Genomic DNA, 15921 nt, shown 5'->3' with positions numbered 1-15921 from the left:
CATTCTGCCTCAGGTCATGATAGCTAATCATGGCCGGGATTAAGATACAAGGGCGGATGCCGCTATCTCCACAAACCGCCAGGACAGCCTCCGTATTTCATTCTGACTTCCAAGCGGCTTTGCGAATCGTGCAAAACCGGCGCGCTTAGGCGGGCAAAGTCGCAAAGCTCGGCCAGGCGCCCGCCTTTATTCCGCCATTCGTAAAACAGGCTTTCGTCCAGCAACGCATAATGCCATGTCAAATGCGAACGGTCCTCGTCCGGCAACGCGTTGATCTTGTCGCACCAGGCCGCCGCCGCTTTCAGCTTTCTTTGCACGTTCGGCGATGAAACCTGCGCTTGCGCCTGGGTTTCCACCAGATAAACCGCCCGGTCGGTGCGCAGCAGAAAATCCGGCGAATAAAACGCGAACAGGCCGTCTTCCCTGACATAGCGCAGCTTCGCAAAATCATGCCGGGTTGCGCTGATTTTACAAAATGCCCGGACGCTGCCGTCGAGGTTCGCCCACTCGATCAGGGCTTTTTGCAGGCCGCCATTACGGGCGGGATAGGGCAGGCGTGGATAAATGCACTTGTCGACCGCAAGCGAGCGGCTTTCCCGCATCGGCCATTGGTCAAGCTCTGACAGGCGCCGGTAATGCACTTCGCTGTCGCGGCCGACATGCGTTTGCTCCGCCTCGAGCAAAGCCGGCGCGATCACTTGGGTGATGTGGTCGACAACCGGCCGCAACAGCAGCAGGCGCCAGTTTTCATCGTCAAAAGGTTCGAACGGCCGGCCGAACAGGCGTTTGCGAATGTAGCTTTCCAGCCGTCCGGCCAATTCGGCGGTATTGACTTGCAGATAAGGGTTGGCAAGAGGGACGGCAATCCGGCTGCCTTTCGGCAGCGGCCGGCTGAGCGCCTGGGCAATGCGCCGGGTGAGGCGCGACAGAAAATCGTTATAGCCCGTTACCTTCATTACCGCGCCGTCGAGGCGGTAATCGCCGAACAGCGCGCTATTTTGCAAATCCTGGGAGACGAACGCATCGCTTTTGCCGAGCATCGCCTTCAGTTGCGCCAGGCTCAGCGCGGAAAACGGCGGCAGCTCGCCAATATCGAATCCGCGATGTTCCTGCCACGTTTCCGCCTCGCGCAAGATGAACGGCATCGCGAAATCGAATGCTTTGAAGCCTTCGCGCAAGTTTACCGAAGTCATGTCACCCACGCTGCTGGCGTTATGCTGTTCTTCGCCGACGGTTCCCGCCAAACCTTGCTGCAGCCATTCCGCATAAAACGGCTGAAACGCCGGATGTTCGATGATCGCCAGAATATCGATCAGGCTGTTCGGTTCCCGGCCGCTGGCGATACGTTCGCGGTTTTCGCGTTTGCTGCCGGCAAATTCGTGCTCGCGCCACATCAGCCGCAAGCCGCGGCCAACGATCTGTTCCAGTAAGATTGGCGCTGGGGAGGAACGCAGCGGCACGATCACGCAGATGTTGTTGACGTCGAAACCTTCGCGCAGCATCGATACGCTGATGAGGATGCGCGGTGCGGCGCGGCGGTCGACCTCGAACAGGCGTTCGCGCACCCGCGCCCAGTCCTGTTCGCCCAGTTCGGCCTTTCTGCCGGAGTCGATCGCGATGATATCCATTTCCGCCAGCCCTTCCTCGCGGAAGAAATTCGCGACTAGCGGCGACACCGCCGCGTCTTCGCAGACCACCAGCATTTTCGGATACCGGTTCGGATCGAGGCGGGCGAAATCGGCTTCCAGCTGGTGCAGCTTCTGCAAGCCGGCGCGCAGCATCACCCGCTGGCCTGCGCTTAAGATCGGATTGCCGTCTTCGCCGCGTTCAGCCTTGAACTCCAGCGGCAGCGCGCCGATTTCCTTGCGCCGATCCAGTACCGGCGACTTTACCAGGCCTTGCCGCAGCGCGGTTTTCAGGTCGAAATCGGCGATGATGTGCGGAAAATAGACTTTGCGTTTGTTTTTGCCGGAACCGACGGCGTTGTAAGGCGCGGCGGAAAAATCCACCTGCATGAAGCGGTGGCCCTTGTTTTCGGTGATCCGCATCAGGCTCGGTTGCCATTCCACCTCAGTGGTTTCGCTCTCGCGCTTGAGGTCGTGAATGTGGTGCGCCTCGTCGTTGAACACCATGAGTTCCGGCAGGCGGGCCAGAAAATCGAGTACGTCGCCGCGCGCGAAACGTTTGTCCAGTACGTCGAGACTATTCCCTGCCGCTTTACCCGGCATGACCGGCAGCAGGGCGTTGACGGCCGCTTGCGGGTCGGGGGGCGATCCCGGCGTTTCCGGGTAGGCGTCGCATTGTTTCGCGCCGGCTGCCTGCAGCAAGTGCCAGTCGGCAATCGCGATCATGCCGTTGCCGGTGGTTTTCCGGCCGATTTCGGTTTTGTCGCAGACATTGCCGCGCATAAAGTTGAACACCGCCTCCCGGTGGTTTTCCGGCACGAACAGCTCGGCGTATTGCACGATGTCGGAGGTCGCGAAATCGCGCCCGTTCTCCGCCTGCTTGCCGCAGAACGCATCCAGCAGGCGGTCGTAAGCGATCAGGCCGGGGGCTACGATCAGAAAATGCCGGGTAAAGCGCGCATCGTCCACCCCTTCCGCAAGCGCCGCGTTCTTGTTCAGCAGCTGCCAGATCAGCAAGGCTTGCAGCACCCAGGTCTTGCCGGTGCCGGTCGCCATTTTCAAGCAGTATTTCGGATGCCGGTGCTTGTTTTGCGACACTTCAGCTAGGCGCTTGCTGGTCAACAGCACATCCGGCGCGGCCTGTTGATAGAGGCTTTTTAAGTCGGCAACGGCATAAATTTCGTGGGCGGCGATGGTGTTCAAAATCGCCTGTTTTTGCCCCGGATGAAAATTCAGGCGGCGCGTTGCGTAGGCTTCCTCGCCGAACCACCCGTGTAAAAGCGCGGCCGTGGTTGGCGTGACCCAATCGAGAATATCGGCGGTGCCGTGTTCCAGGCCGGTACAGAGTTGCCGGGTTTTGGTGGTTAAAGCACTGGCAAGTTCGAGTTGTGACATGATAAATCTTGTTTATGCGGATAGAAGACTGCTGATCTTGCTAGAGTAGGGAAAAACCTTATTCTTCAAGGAAAAGCTTATGAACAAACATTTGAAGAATTGGTTGGCGGGTATAAGTCAGGCGCTGGTCTTGTATCCGGAGCAGGACCATTTTCGTTCGCCGCGCGGCGATTTTCGCAAAGATGCCGGCATATTGCGCAGTGACGCGGCTAAAGTTGCCAGAGGGCTGCAAAAAAATGTAAACAAACATGGCAAAATCGACTCACGCCTCCGTTAAAAGACGGCACGGCGACCTGACGGTTCAACAGCACGAAACCGACAGCCCGATTATCCCCGTCCATCAAATCGAGCAACTTCACCCATTCCGCCCTGACCGTATCGATTGGACTTTCGAACAGCCCAGACTGAAGCCGAATATCGGCGCAAAGAAACACATCGGGTAAACACCTTTGTTTTTATCGAACGGCTTATCGGACAATTTGCGCATTGCTGATCGGTTTTTCCGGCATAGGCGGTGGTGCTTATACGGCTGTAAACAGGCGGCCGGAGGCAGGCGGCACGATTGCCGGACTTGCCGTTACCGGATTGGCCGCCGCCTTTTTGACCGGAGACGTCTCAAAAGGACAGAAAATGACCAATAAGTCATCATCCGGCCACCTCAACTACCACTTCCGCTTCCAAGCCGAACACGTCCACCGCCCGCACGCACACCTTGCGGCTGCCGTTTTTGGCCGGCACGGCGAGCCAGGCTAAGGTCGCCACGCGCAGCGGGTCGGTGTCGTTGTTGCCGCGGTAATTCTGCCAGACCGAGCGGAACAGTTTGCCGTCGTAATCCGGGTCCACTGCCCAGTATTCAAGCAGCGCCAACGGTTCGCTGTTGATAATGCCGTGCAGTTTGGCGCGGTTGGCTGCGTCGAGGTTGATGGCTTCCGGGGAGAGTAGGACGTAATTGTCGAGGGCAACGGATAAGATTTCATCTTCACCTTGCCGCTGCCTTTGCACCGGCTTGATGGTCAGATATTGCAATCCGGCGAAGCGCACGACGCCTTTCAGCTTGTCGAAGCCGCCTTTCTTTCTCAGCCGGTCCGGCAAATCCGGCGGAATCATCAGTACTTCCAGGCGGTCGTCATTCAAAGCGGTAAGGGTTTCGCCGAGGGACGGCTCGAAATTCCAGCCCAGCACCACGACTTTATCCCATCCTCCCATTAGCATGTCGCGCTGGGCGATGGCTTTTCTCAGCGTCGCCGCGCAGGTGAATTTGTTCGGCGAGTCGGCGTAGACCAATATTTTATTGTTACCGAAAACGATCCGTCCCAGATTGCGGCCCGGATTGTCTTCCGGCGCCAGCGGTAGCGCGCCGAACAGCTGCAGGACGATTTGCGCCAGATCGCCGATTCTAGATTGCCGTCCCTGTGTGGATTGGGCGGCTTCGACCTGATAATCGCCAATGGCCTGATACAAAAACGGCCGGGCGTTCTGGTCGATCAGACGCTTGCGCATGATCATGCAGGCCGGTTTGCCGAGGTCGGTAGTGATCCAGCGGCGGCCCAGCTTCTCCGCGACGGCGGCGGTGGTGCCGGAACCGCCGAAGAAGTCGGCGACTAAACCATTTTCGGGGCAGAAATGTTGAATAATCCGTTTGAGCAATTGTTCAGGTTTTTGTGTTGCGTAGTCCACGCGTTCGATCGCGGCGGGGTTAATGATGGAGATGTTCCAAATACCCCCATCCCACACATCGGCCAGTGGTGCCCCAGTCGTCTCATCATCTGCACGGGTTGCCGGGTGCATACCTGACTCATCAAAAACGGCGTGCTGTTTTTTCCCTTTCCCAGGTTTTAAAGTTCCCGCCGACTGTTCTTGAAATTCGGGAATATGGATGTAACGGTTTTCCGCATTTTTCCCATACCAAAAAATGGTGTCATGGTTATGTTGGAAATTTTTTGATTGAGGGGACCATTTTCGGTAATGCCAAATGATCTCGTTAATGAAATGATCCTTCCCGAACACCTCATCCAAAACCAACTTTACATAATGCCCCATATGCCAATCCAGATGTACATAGATCGAGCCGGCGTCGCTCAATAGCTCGCGCATCAGGATCAGGCGCGGCGTGATCATCGCCAGATAGGAGGCGGTGCCGTCCGCCCAAGTATCGGAATAGGCGAACTGTTCGATCACGGCCGGTTTTTGTTCCAGTTCCACGCCGGGCAGGGTGATTTTGGTGCGGCAGTCGGCTTTCGAATCGAACGGCGGATCGATGTAGATCAGATCGATTTTGCCGCGCAGGCTGGGCGTTTCGTCGTCGCCGGCCAGCAGTGCGGCCATCGCCAGCAAATTATCGCCGTAGATCAGGCGATTTTGCCAAGATTGATTCGATGGGTCGGTCGGGTTAGTCGTTAGCCGTAACCCGACGTTTGTGGCTTCGGCTTGTCGGGTTACGCCATCGCTAACCCGGTCTACACTTTTGTACAAGCCATTTTGTGCCGAGTCCTTCGCAGGCAATACCCATTCGCGGGTTTGCAGTGTAATGCGGTGAGGGTCTTCCAGGCTTTCCAATATTTTTTCGGCAGTTTGCCGCCCTTCGGCGACGATGATGGGAAGTTGTTCGAGCAGGCTTTTTGCCATGTTTTCATCCTGAGACGGCAAACCGAAACGGTTAAACCAATAGTTCAATTAAAAATTTAACAAATAATACAACAGAAAGTTGAATTGGATGGCTGTAAAAATTTAACTTTTTGTTCATGAATGAAAAACTCGAATTCGCCGAACGGCTGCGCAAAGCCATGCTGTCCGCAGGCTATGAAGCCCGTCCCGCTGTGCTGGAAAAAGGCTTCAACAGCCGCTATTGGGGACGGTCGGTGTCGTTTCAGGCGGTGTCGCGCTGGCTGCGCGGCGAGGCGATTCCTTCCCAGGAAAAGTTACAGGTGCTGGCGGAGTGGTTGAAAGTCGAGCCGCATGCCTTGCGTTACGGCGAAGAGGCAGCGCTGTCGATACGCGAAAAACGGAAACAGTGGGAGGAAGCGCTGGATTACCGCGAAAGGGAGGCGATCGAGCAATATTTGAGTTTGCCCGCCCCGCAGCGCAAGATCGTTCGGGAGGTCATCAGTGCGTTCGCTCAGGTATTTTCAGAGAAAACCCCGTAGCCCGTTAAGACGGAATAAGTTTTGGGGTGGCAAAGCCAGCTTTGCAACTCCTGGCGGCCTCTCCGCCGGACGGGTTTTTAAGCCCGTCCGAACGTTTTGCCGAAGCCGTGAGGCCGGTTTGGAGCGTTCGTGACAAACTTGCCAGCCTGTCTTTGGGAACATCTCCGAACGTTACTGGCGGGATGAATATCCCGTCCGGCGTTTGGGGTAACAAAAACCGCTTTGTCAATCCGCCTGGCCATTGGCAAAGCCAGCTTTGCGATTCCGATAATCCGATAGCGTAAACGGCTTCACTCTAACCCGCTCTTCATACGAGGATTTATCTGAGCTGCCTTAAGTTCGAGCAGTGGCTTGCAGCTTCCATATTATGGGTTCTTCGGCTTTCAACGGCGTAATAGCGATGTCGCCGTCGTTATAAACGCGGGGCACTTGCCAGGCCGACTTTTCCAGTGTTACCGTGCCCCGGTTTCTCGGCAGCCGGTAAAAATCGGCGCCGTAAAAACTTGCGAAACCTTCCAGTTTGTCCAGCGCGCCGGCCTTTTCGAAGGCTTCCGCATACAGTTCGAGCGCCACGGGTGCGCTGAAGCAGCCCGCGCAGCCGCAGGCGTTTTCTTTCAGGGAAGTCAGATGCGGCGCACTGTCGGTGCCGAGAAAAAATTTCGGATTACCGCTGGCGGCGGCCTGAACCAGGGCCTCCCGATGATGTTCGCGCTTCAGCACCGGCAGGCAGTAATAATGCGGACGGATGCCGCCGGCGAGGATGGCGTTGCGGTTATATAGGAGATGTTGCGGAGTGATCGTGGCGGCGACGTTCGGCCCTTGGGACTTCACGAAGTCGACTGCTTCGGCGGTAGTCACATGCTCGACGACGATGCGCAGCGCCGGGAAACGCTCGACGATCCGGGCCAGCCGGGTTTCCAGAAAGACGCGCTCCCGGTCGAAGATGTCGCACGCTTCGTCGGTGACTTCGCCGTGAACCAACAGCGGAATATCCTGCTTTTCCATTTCTTCGAATAAAGGATAGGCGGCCTCGATATCCGCCACGCCGGCGTCCGAATTGGTGGTCGCCCCGGCCGGATAAAGTTTGAACGCATGCACATGCTCCGAGGCGGCGGCTTTGCGGATTTCATCAAGAGAAGTGGAACCGGTCAGATACAACGTCATCAAAGGCGTAAAATCGAGCCCTGCCGGAATGGCCCCTAAAATTTCCTGACGGTAAGTCAATGCCTGTTCGACGGTCGTGACCGGCGGTTTCAGGTTCGGCATGATGATCGCGCGGGCGAATTGGCGGGCGGTATGCGGCAGCACCGCTTTCAAGAGCGCGCCGCTCCGGACGTGCAAATGCCAGTCGTCGGGGCGGGTGAGAGTTAATTTCTTCATTTGAAAGGCCATTTTCTTGTAGAATAACCTTATATTCTATCTTAGCCGCTTGAAAAATACGCGCCTAGCCCTATCTCACGTATTGTTTTTTTACCGGAGCCATCCCCATGCCAATTTACGAATATCAGTGCCAATCCTGCGGGCACGAGCACGAAGCCTTGCAAAAAATCAGCGACCAGCCTTTGGTTCATTGCCCGGCGTGCAGCAAGCCCGATCTGATCAAGAAAATTTCCGCGGCCGGCTTTCGTTTGAAAGGCGGCGGCTGGTACGAAACCGACTTCAAGAGCGGCGCGAAAAAGAATGTCGCGGGCGAAAGCTCTGAGTCGCCCAAGCCGCACAGTTGCAGCGGTAGCTGCAGCCACTGATTGTTTGAACAAGCTGGCTTGAATTCAGCATGATAAGCCGTTAATATCGGCGATTTTTTCGGATTTACAGGAACAACAACACCATGCGTACCCACAAGTGCGGGGAATTAACCAAACACCATACCGGGCAGACCGTCGAATTGTGCGGTTGGGTGCACCGCCGCCGGGACCACGGCGGGGTCATTTTTATTGATCTCAGGGACCGTACCGGACTGGTACAGGTCGTCTTCGACCCGGATGTGCGTGAGGCGTTCTCCCTGGCCGAACATGTGCGCAGCGAATATGTGCTGAAAGTCGCCGGCACCGTGCGCGGTCGTCCCGAAGGTACGATCAATCCGAACATGGGCACCGGCGAAATCGAAGTGCTGGTCAGCCGGATGGTCGTGCTGAACGAATCCGAAACCCCGCCGTTCCCGGTCGAAAGCGAAATCGAAGTCAACGAAGAGCTGCGCCTGCGCTACCGTTACATCGACCTGCGCCGTTTCGCGATGCAGGAAAAGATGAAGGTGCGCCGCGATGTCGCCCGGGTGTTGCGCAACTTCCTGGACGATCACGACTTCTTCGAGATCGAAACCCCTTACCTGACCAAGGCGACCCCGGAAGGCGCGCGCGACTATATCGTGCCGAGCCGGACGCATGAAAACGCGTTCTTCGCGCTGCCGCAATCGCCGCAGTTGTACAAGCAGATCCTGATGATCGCGGGAATGGACCGCTATTACCAGATCGTGCGCTGCTTCCGGGACGAGGACTTGCGCGCGGACCGCCAGCCCGAATTCACCCAGCTCGATATCGAGACTTCGTTCATGGACGAAGACGAGATCATGCACATCATGGAAGAGATGATCCGCCAACTGTTTCAGAAAGTGATCGGCGTGAACCTCGGCGCGCATTTCCCGCGCATGACCTACCAGGAAGCGATCTCGAAATACGGGATCGACCGGCCTGACCTGCGGATTCCGCTGGAGCTGGTCGATATCGCCGAGGACATGAAGGACGTCGATTTCAAGGTCTTTTCCGCGCCGGCGAACGATCCGCAGGGCCGGGTGGTCGCGATGCGCCTGCCGAAAGGCGGCGATTTGAGCCGGAAGGAGATCGACGATCTGACCAAGTTTGTCGGCATCTACGGGGCGAAAGGTCTGGCGTATATTAAAGTGAACGATCTCGCGGCCGGTGTCGATGGCCTGCAGTCGCCGATCGTGAAGTTCGCGCCGGCCGAAGTCTGGGACAGCGTGCTCGCGAAGACCGGCGCGCAAAACGGCGACCTGATCTTCTTCGGCGCGGACAAGGCTTCCATCGTGAACGAGGCGATGGGCGCGCTGCGCGTCAAGCTCGGCCACGACCTGGGCCTCTTGGAAGGCGAATGGAAGCCGGTCTGGGTGGTCGACTTTCCGATGTTCGCCTGGGACGAGAAGAGCCGCCGTTATGCGGCGATCCACCATCCGTTCACCGCGCCGAAGTGTTCGGCCGAGGAATTGCAGGCGAATCCCGGGGCCGCACTGTCGCGGGCCTACGACCTGGTTCTGAACGGTACCGAGGTCGGCGGCGGTTCGATCCGTATCAACCGGCCGGCGATGCAGCAGACCGTGTTCGAGATTCTCGGCATCAAGGAAGACGAAGCACGGGAAAAATTCGGCTTCCTGCTCGATGCATTGAAATACGGCGCGCCGCCGCACGGCGGCCTGGCGTTTGGTCTGGACCGCCTGGTCATGCTGATGACCGGTTCGACCTCGATCCGCGACGTGATCGCGTTCCCGAAAACGCAGTCGGCGGCCTGTCCCCTGGTCAGCGCGCCGGCGGTCGTTCCCGAGGAACAATTGCGTGAGTTGGGTATCAAACTGGTCAAACAGCCGGGCAAAGAGAAGGTTTGATGTAGGGTGGGTTCGGCGCGCCACGCAAAAATTTTGGGGTTTAAGCGTTTTTTCCGCGCGCCGAACCCACCGTTCGAAGCCGCAGCCCTGTCAGCGTCGGGGAAATCTGTGAGGTATCAAAGCGATGAAAACGGTAAGTTATACCTATTGGAAAAGCAAAGATTTCTTTCTGGGCTTTATCAATGATTATCCGGACTATATTACTCAGGGCGAAACCAAAGAGGAGTTGCAGGAGAATCTGAAGGATTTGCTGGCTGACCTCGAAAGCAATGAAATTCCGTATATTCGCAAGGTAGAGCAAATGCAAGTGGCCTGATGAAAAGAAAGGATTTGATACGGTTCCTTGAAGCAATGGGTTGTAAATTGAAGCGGCACGGCGGGAAACATGACTGGTATGTGAATGAAGAAACTCAACAATCGCAGCCGGTGCCGCGGCATAGCGAAATCGATGAATATTTAGCCAAGTCAATCATTAAAAAATTATCCAAACCGGATTAAAGCCATTCTTTAGGGGATAGTGGGGAATGGCGCATTTTTTATCATGCAGCGAAAAACCTGCAACGAAATTAGTTTCTTAGTCGAAGATGCGGCTGAAGGCGGTTTTTGCACGCGTGCGTTGGGTGTTCCGATCTTCACCGATGTGAAAGATTTAAACGACTTACGTCAGAAGGTACGTGATGCGGTAAAGTGTCATTATGATCCGGCCGACAGGCCCAAACTGATCCGTTTGCATTTCCAAATCGCCGCCAAACGCTAACCAGGCGGTTATTTTTTAGTGGAGCTTAATCTCTGCGTCCAGCATTACTTATATCAAATATGCTTACAACCCCTTTCCCCATAGAAAACTACGCCCTCCTTGACGACGCCGAATGCGACGAGCGCATTGTTGCGGCCAAAGCCAAGCTCGGCAAGCGCTGCGTGATTCTGGGTCACCATTACCAGCGCGACGAAGTGTTCAAACACGCCGATTTCACCGGCGATTCGCTGAAGCTGTCGCGCAATGCGGCACAGTCCGACGCCGAATACATCGTGTTTTGCGGCGTGCATTTCATGGCCGAGGTGGCCGATATCCTGTCGCGTCCCGAGCAGATTTCGATTTTGCCCGATTTGGCGGCCGGCTGCTCGATGGCGGACATGGCCAATTTGCTCAAGGTGCAGCAGTGTTGGAAAGAGCTGGCCGAAGTGATCGATGTCGAAAACGAAGTCACGCCGGTCACCTACATCAATTCCGCGGCCGACCTGAAGGCGTTCTGCGGCGAGCACGAGGGCATCGTCTGCACTTCTTCCAATGCGCAGAAGATTCTCGAATGGAGTTTCGCGCGCCGGTCCAAGGTCTTGTTCTTCCCGGATCAGCATCTCGGGCGCAATACCGGCTATCGGATGGGTATTCCGCTCGAACAGATGGTGACCTGGGATTTTACCAAGCCGCGCGGCGGGCTGACCGTTGACCAGATCAAAAACGCCAAGATCATTCTCTGGAAAGGCTTCTGCTCGGTGCATCAGGCCTTCAAACCGGAGCATATCGACCGGTTTCTCGAACGTTATCCCGAAACCAAGGTCATCTCGCATCCCGAGGCGGCGTTCGAAGTCTGCCAGAAATCCGAGTACATCGGTTCGACCGAATACATTCTAAAGACGGTGCGCGAGGCCGAACCGAACACGCGTTGGCTGGTCGCGACCGAGCTGAACCTGGTCAACCGGCTGAACGAGGAGTGCAAGGGGCAGGGCAAGCACGTGCATTTCATGTCGCCGATGCTGTGCATGTGCTCGACGATGTTCCGGACCGATCCCCAGCATCTGGCCTGGGTAATGGAGAATCTGGCGGCCGGGCATGTCATCAACCGGATTACGGTGCCTCCGAAAGAGTCGGAACTGGCGAAAAAAGCGCTGGATAACATGCTGGCGGTGGCGTAGTCCGCCTTTGGCGGCTGTGCGCGGCTAGCGTTCCTGCGTTCCGACGGCGGATTGTTTCCGGTGATTTACCGCGCGCCGGTAAGGGGGATTCCCTCGCTCCGGCGCTCATCGTTGGTATACCCGTCCTGCGAAACTCAGGAATCGGAGTTCAAAGCTTTGCTTTGAAAAGCTTGCTTTGAACGGCGTATTCAGGAGCGATCCAAAGTCGGCTTGGGTTTCCGCCGGTCCGTTTATCGGACCAGGCTATCCGGGGTGTATAACGAGGAGTGCCGCAACATGGGGACGATATGTTTCGATCAAATTCGATGGGAATAATTTTATGCGTACAAATTCATTTTCACTCCATCGAGGCGTCCTGGCGGCGTCTCTTCTGGCGTTGATCACGGCAGCCGGTTGCGGAAACGAGGCGCCGAAAAGCGCCTTTCCTCAGCAAACGGCCCGCAAGTACGAACAGGCCGTAACGCTGGAAGGCTCGGTCTCCGACAATAAAGGACCGATCAAGACCGGCAACGTCAAAGTCAGCGACGAGAAAGGGGCGGTGATTGCCGAAACGGCGCTGCAGGACAGCGAGCATTACCGTGTACAGGTACCTGCCGGGACGGCGTTGCCGATTCTGCTGACCTTTTATCCGGTGGCCGGCGGCGAACAACTGGTCACTGCGGTGATCCATCCGACCGTTACTAAATACGACATCACCCCGCTCTCCACCGCGATCGCGAAAAAAGCCAGGGCGCTGGGCGGCTATACGCACGGCAACCTGCTGGTGGCGGCCGAGAGCATGGGCACCGTGCCGGAGGCCAACAAAACGACCGCCGGTTTCCGCGGCGATCCGACCACGCAATATGGCGGCTGGCACTAACCTCGCTGCGCCGCGCAAGCCGTTCCCGGTTTCCGGCCTGTGCGGGTCCGGGCCGGCAGGGCGGCCTTCCGGGCGGCGATGAATGTATTGCTCGTCGAAGACGACGCCATTTTGGCTGACGGCCTGTCGCGAAGCCTCGGCGACTGGGGGTTTACCGTCACCCACGCGATGACGGGCAATTACGCGATGACGGCCCTGCTGACCCAGGTATTCGATCTGGTCATACTCGATTTGGGGTTGCCGGATTGCGACGGCAGGGACGTCTTGAGGCAGCTCAGATCCCGTAAATCGCTGCTGCCGGTGCTGATTCTGACCGCGAGAAACGCGCTCGACGACCGGATCGGCGGCTTGGAGTCGGGGGCCGACGATTATTTGGCCAAACCTTTCGAGTTGCGCGAATTGCAGGCCCGGGTAAGAGCACTGATCAGGCGGAGCCAGGGCCAGATAGGTCACGAGATCGTGGTCGGACGGTTGGCGCTCGATACGCTGGGGCAACGGGTAACGGCCGACGGCCGGCCGTTGTTCCTGCCCGCCAGAGAGTATGGCGTGCTGCTGGCGTTGATGCTGCAGGCCGGGCGCGTGGTCAGCAAGGATGCGATTGCCGGAAGGCTGGCGGTCGAAGGAGAGGAGCTCGCGGACAATGCGATCGAAGTGTATATGTCCCGCCTGCGCAAGCGCCTTGCTCCATTCGGAATCGGCATTCGCACGCTGCGCGGCTTAGGTTACGTGCTGGAGGCCTGCAATGAAATCTAAGCCGAGAAGTATCCGCTCCCGGATTCTGTCGCGGCTGATGGTTCCATTTCTCATCTTGGTATTGCTGGATGCGGCCGTATCCTACTCCGTGGCCCTGCATTTCGCCAATACCGCTTACGATCACTGGCTGCTGGATTCCGCGAGTTCGCTGGTACAGCAGGTCAAAGGCATCGAGGACAAAATCACTTTCGAATTGCCGCCCGTTGCCTTGAAAGTGTTCCGCTGGGACGCGGTCGACAAAACCTTCTTCAAAGTCGAATCGGCCGCATCGGGCTTCATTGCCGGCGACAGAGCGCTCCCTGCTCCGGCCGAGCCGCCGAACGAGCAAGACCCCCCGCATTTCAGCGACGGCAGGATGCAAAACATGAACGTCAGAATCGTTTCGCTGGTTACGATTCCGCCCGGCAGCCGCGAAGCCGTCCGGATTTCGGTGGCGGAGACACTGCATAAACGGCGCCGGATGATGGCCCAAATCCTGACCGCCGTCGCCGTTCCGCAATGCCTGCTGCTGATCGTCGCCGGTTTCCATATTTGGACGGGCATCAGCCGCGGCCTGAAGCCGTTGCAGGAGCTGGCCGCCGCGATCGAACAGCGTTCCGCGAAAGACCTCGATCCGATACCCGACCAGGATGCCCCCTTTGAAGTCCACTCGCTGACGCATACGATCAACGCCTTGCTGCAAAAGCTCGGGGCGGCCATGCTGAGCCAGCGCCGGTTCGTCGAAAACGCCGCGCATCAAATGCGGACACCGCTGGCCGGACTCAAGCTGCAGGCGGAACGCGCCCTGCTGTCGGACGACTTCGAGGCGATGAAGCTGACGATGGGACAGATCAAAAACGCGGCCGATCGCGTCGCGCATCTGAACGACCAGTTGTTGACGCTCGCTCGTTCCGAGTCGATCGCGGGCGGCATGGCCGAGTTCGAAACGGTCGACTTGAAGGCATTGGCCCGCCAGTGCTGCCTCGAATGGGCGCCGAAAGCGCTCGAACGCAACATCGAATTGGGCTTCGATGCGCAGCCGCTGCCTTCGGCCGTCTCCGCGGACGCCACGTTGCTGCGCGAGCTGGTGAATAATTTACTCGATAATGCGATTCGCTATAGCTTTCCGGGCGGGCACATCAATGTTGCGGTGCAGGCCGACCCGCGCTGTGTGCTGATCGTCGAAGATGACGGCCCCGGCATCGGGGCCGGCGAAATCGACAAGGTCTGCGAGCGGTTTTACCGGACACCGGGCAGCCCGGGGGACGGTTGCGGCCTCGGGCTGGCGATTGTGAGTGAAATCGCGGAACTGCACAATGCCCGGATCGAAATCGGCTGCGGTGCCCAAGGCGCCGGTACGCGGGTCGCCATTGTCTTTCCTCCTTCCGTCGGCCGCCAGCGGGGAGCCTCTTCCCGACACGAAGCTGTGACAGGTTGATGAAAGGTTCGATTGGTAACATGGTGAGGACTGGGCGGAAAACGCATCCGGTCCTCCTTTTGTTATCCAATCGAAAGTTCATGCGAATTGCCTTGTTGTTTGCTTTATCGGGATTATTGACGGTCATCGGCTGCGAGAATCACAGCCCGCAGGACTCACTGCCTGCTGCTCCGAAATCCGCCGTCGAGCCGGCCGATAAGGGCGTGGTGACCCTGCGTCCGGAGTCGCTGCCCTACATCACGGTGCGCAAAGTTGAACCCGAGGTTGTCGCCAGTACGGTTACGGCGCCGGCACGGGTGGATTTTCGGGCGCAAGCGGTTTCGACGGTAGGGACGGTGGTGGCCGGGCGTGTGAACAAAGTGTTCGTGCAGGTCGGCGACAGAATCAAGGCGGGTGCTCCGATCGCGACGCTGGTCAGTAACGATGCAGCCCAGATGCGTGCCGACCACACCCGTGCAGAAGCCGAACTTGCCCGCGCGCAGGATCAACTGAACCGGCAACTGGAGATGCAGCGTGCCGGGGTCGGATTGGACATCGAACGAGCGGAGGCTGAAACTCGGCTCAAACAAGCGCGGGCCGAATTCGAACGCAGCCGGGACTTTCTGCACCTGCTCGGCGAGGGCAGTGCCGGCGACGTGATCGTGCGCGCCCCGATCGACAGCACGGTGCTGAAGGCTCATGTAACGACCGGCGCCGCGGTGGAGCAGGGGGCGCCCCTGTTCGATCTGGGCGAACCTTCGGCGGCCTGGATCGTTGCCGATGTTTTCGAAAAAGATTTGCTGCTGGTCGAGAAAGGCGCCAAGGCGGTTATCGAGCTGGCGTCGTTTCCGGATCCGATCCGGGGGCATGTCGTGGGCGAAAGCGCCGCGATTCAGACCGAGCTGCGCCGGGCATCGGTTTTCATCGTCGCGGACGATCCCAAAATTCCGCTGCGTCCCGGCATGTATGCCCGAGTTGCCATCGAGGCTTCATCGCCCAGCCGCATCATGCTGCCGACATCGGCCGTGCTGATCAAGGACGGCCGGGAAACCGTAGTCTATGTCGAAGTCGGCCCCGGCCGCTTCAAGGCGCGTCCGGTCCAGGTCGGCCAGGCGCGCGAAGGCCTGACGCCGGTATTGAAAGGCTTGTCCGGCGGGGAGCGGGTGGTCGTCGGCGGCGCGCTGCTGATCGACGGCGAAGCTGCGATGCTGCTGTAGGAGGCC

Annotated in this window: 16 protein-coding genes; 13 read left to right on the top strand and 3 right to left on the bottom strand. The window is 57.9% G+C overall.

The features are described from left to right. Window positions 1–62: 62 nt before the first annotated feature. Window positions 63–3020 (bottom strand): DEAD/DEAH box helicase family protein, encoded by a 2958-nt coding sequence (locus JJL52_RS06610; protein ID WP_202051606.1) that lies wholly within the window; start codon window positions 3018–3020, stop codon window positions 63–65. 79 nt (window positions 3021–3099) lie between these two features. Here JJL52_RS06610 and JJL52_RS06605 point away from each other — a divergent pair, with 79 nt between their 5' ends. Beyond that, window positions 3100–3297, top strand: coding sequence for a hypothetical protein (locus tag JJL52_RS06605; RefSeq protein WP_202051605.1), 198 nt, complete (start codon window positions 3100–3102; stop codon window positions 3295–3297). Next, window positions 3269–3463: a hypothetical protein gene (locus tag JJL52_RS06600; RefSeq protein ID WP_202051604.1), complete on the top strand. Its 195-nt coding sequence runs from the start codon at window positions 3269–3271 to the stop codon at window positions 3461–3463. Before JJL52_RS06605 ends, JJL52_RS06600 begins: the two co-directional genes overlap by 29 nt. 202 nt (window positions 3464–3665) lie before the next feature. Here the strand turns inward: JJL52_RS06600 and JJL52_RS06595 are convergent, their stop codons facing one another. Beyond that, entirely contained in the window at window positions 3666–5645 is a 1980-nt protein-coding gene (locus tag JJL52_RS06595; protein WP_202051603.1) for a DNA methyltransferase, read from the bottom strand. A gap of 116 nt (window positions 5646–5761) precedes the next feature. On the opposite strand from JJL52_RS06595, the gene JJL52_RS06590 reads away from it, so the two are divergent. Then, entirely contained in the window at window positions 5762–6163 is a 402-nt protein-coding gene (locus JJL52_RS06590; protein WP_202051602.1) for a helix-turn-helix domain-containing protein, read from the top strand. A 333-nt stretch (window positions 6164–6496) separates the two neighbouring features. On the opposite strand, the gene pyrC is transcribed toward JJL52_RS06590, so the two are convergent. Then, window positions 6497–7543: a dihydroorotase gene (gene pyrC, locus JJL52_RS06585; protein ID WP_202051601.1), complete on the bottom strand. Its 1047-nt coding sequence runs from the start codon at window positions 7541–7543 to the stop codon at window positions 6497–6499. A gap of 107 nt (window positions 7544–7650) precedes the next feature. Between pyrC and JJL52_RS06580 the strand changes: the two genes are divergently transcribed. From JJL52_RS06580 to JJL52_RS06535, 10 genes are all read left to right on the top strand, one after another. After that, window positions 7651–7908, top strand: a complete 258-nt coding sequence (locus JJL52_RS06580) for an FmdB family zinc ribbon protein (RefSeq protein ID WP_202051600.1) — start codon at window positions 7651–7653, stop codon at window positions 7906–7908. 83 nt (window positions 7909–7991) lie between these two features. Next, window positions 7992–9776: an aspartate--tRNA ligase gene (gene aspS / locus JJL52_RS06575; RefSeq protein ID WP_202051599.1), complete on the top strand. Its 1785-nt coding sequence runs from the start codon at window positions 7992–7994 to the stop codon at window positions 9774–9776. A 124-nt stretch (window positions 9777–9900) separates the two neighbouring features. After that, entirely contained in the window at window positions 9901–10092 is a 192-nt protein-coding gene (locus JJL52_RS06570) for a type II toxin-antitoxin system HicB family antitoxin (RefSeq protein WP_005374776.1), read from the top strand. Further along, window positions 10092–10274, top strand: coding sequence for a type II toxin-antitoxin system HicA family toxin (locus tag JJL52_RS06565; RefSeq protein ID WP_202051598.1), 183 nt, complete (start codon window positions 10092–10094; stop codon window positions 10272–10274). The genes JJL52_RS06570 and JJL52_RS06565 overlap by 1 nt, the downstream gene beginning before the upstream one ends. 43 nt (window positions 10275–10317) lie before the next feature. Continuing rightward, complete coding sequence (locus JJL52_RS06560; protein WP_202051597.1) at window positions 10318–10533, top strand: 2-oxoisovalerate dehydrogenase; 216 nt, start codon at window positions 10318–10320, stop codon at window positions 10531–10533. Between the two features lie 59 nt (window positions 10534–10592). Then, window positions 10593–11690: a quinolinate synthase NadA gene (nadA, locus tag JJL52_RS06555; protein ID WP_202051596.1), complete on the top strand. Its 1098-nt coding sequence runs from the start codon at window positions 10593–10595 to the stop codon at window positions 11688–11690. A 319-nt stretch (window positions 11691–12009) separates the two neighbouring features. Beyond that, window positions 12010–12549 carry a hypothetical protein gene (locus JJL52_RS06550; RefSeq protein WP_202051595.1) on the top strand — a complete coding sequence of 180 codons (540 nt, stop codon included), beginning with the start codon at window positions 12010–12012 and terminating at the stop codon, window positions 12547–12549. 78 nt (window positions 12550–12627) lie between these two features. Further along, the gene (locus JJL52_RS06545; RefSeq protein WP_202051594.1) at window positions 12628–13302 is read left to right on the top strand and encodes a response regulator; all 675 of its coding nucleotides are present in this window, start codon (window positions 12628–12630) and stop codon (window positions 13300–13302) included. Continuing rightward, complete coding sequence (locus tag JJL52_RS06540; RefSeq protein ID WP_202051593.1) at window positions 13292–14719, top strand: sensor histidine kinase; 1428 nt, start codon at window positions 13292–13294, stop codon at window positions 14717–14719. The genes JJL52_RS06545 and JJL52_RS06540 overlap by 11 nt, the downstream gene beginning before the upstream one ends. Before the next feature lie 80 nt (window positions 14720–14799). After that, complete coding sequence (locus tag JJL52_RS06535; protein WP_236994083.1) at window positions 14800–15915, top strand: efflux RND transporter periplasmic adaptor subunit; 1116 nt, start codon at window positions 14800–14802, stop codon at window positions 15913–15915. Window positions 15916–15921 lie beyond the last annotated feature (6 nt).

It is taken from the genome of Candidatus Methylomicrobium oryzae (assembly GCF_016745425.1).
GTDB classification, from domain to species: Bacteria; Pseudomonadota; Gammaproteobacteria; order Methylococcales; family Methylomonadaceae; genus Methylomicrobium; species Methylomicrobium oryzae.
Note: the sequence above shows the minus strand (reverse complement) of the source record. Positions and strands in the feature narration are given on the sequence as shown.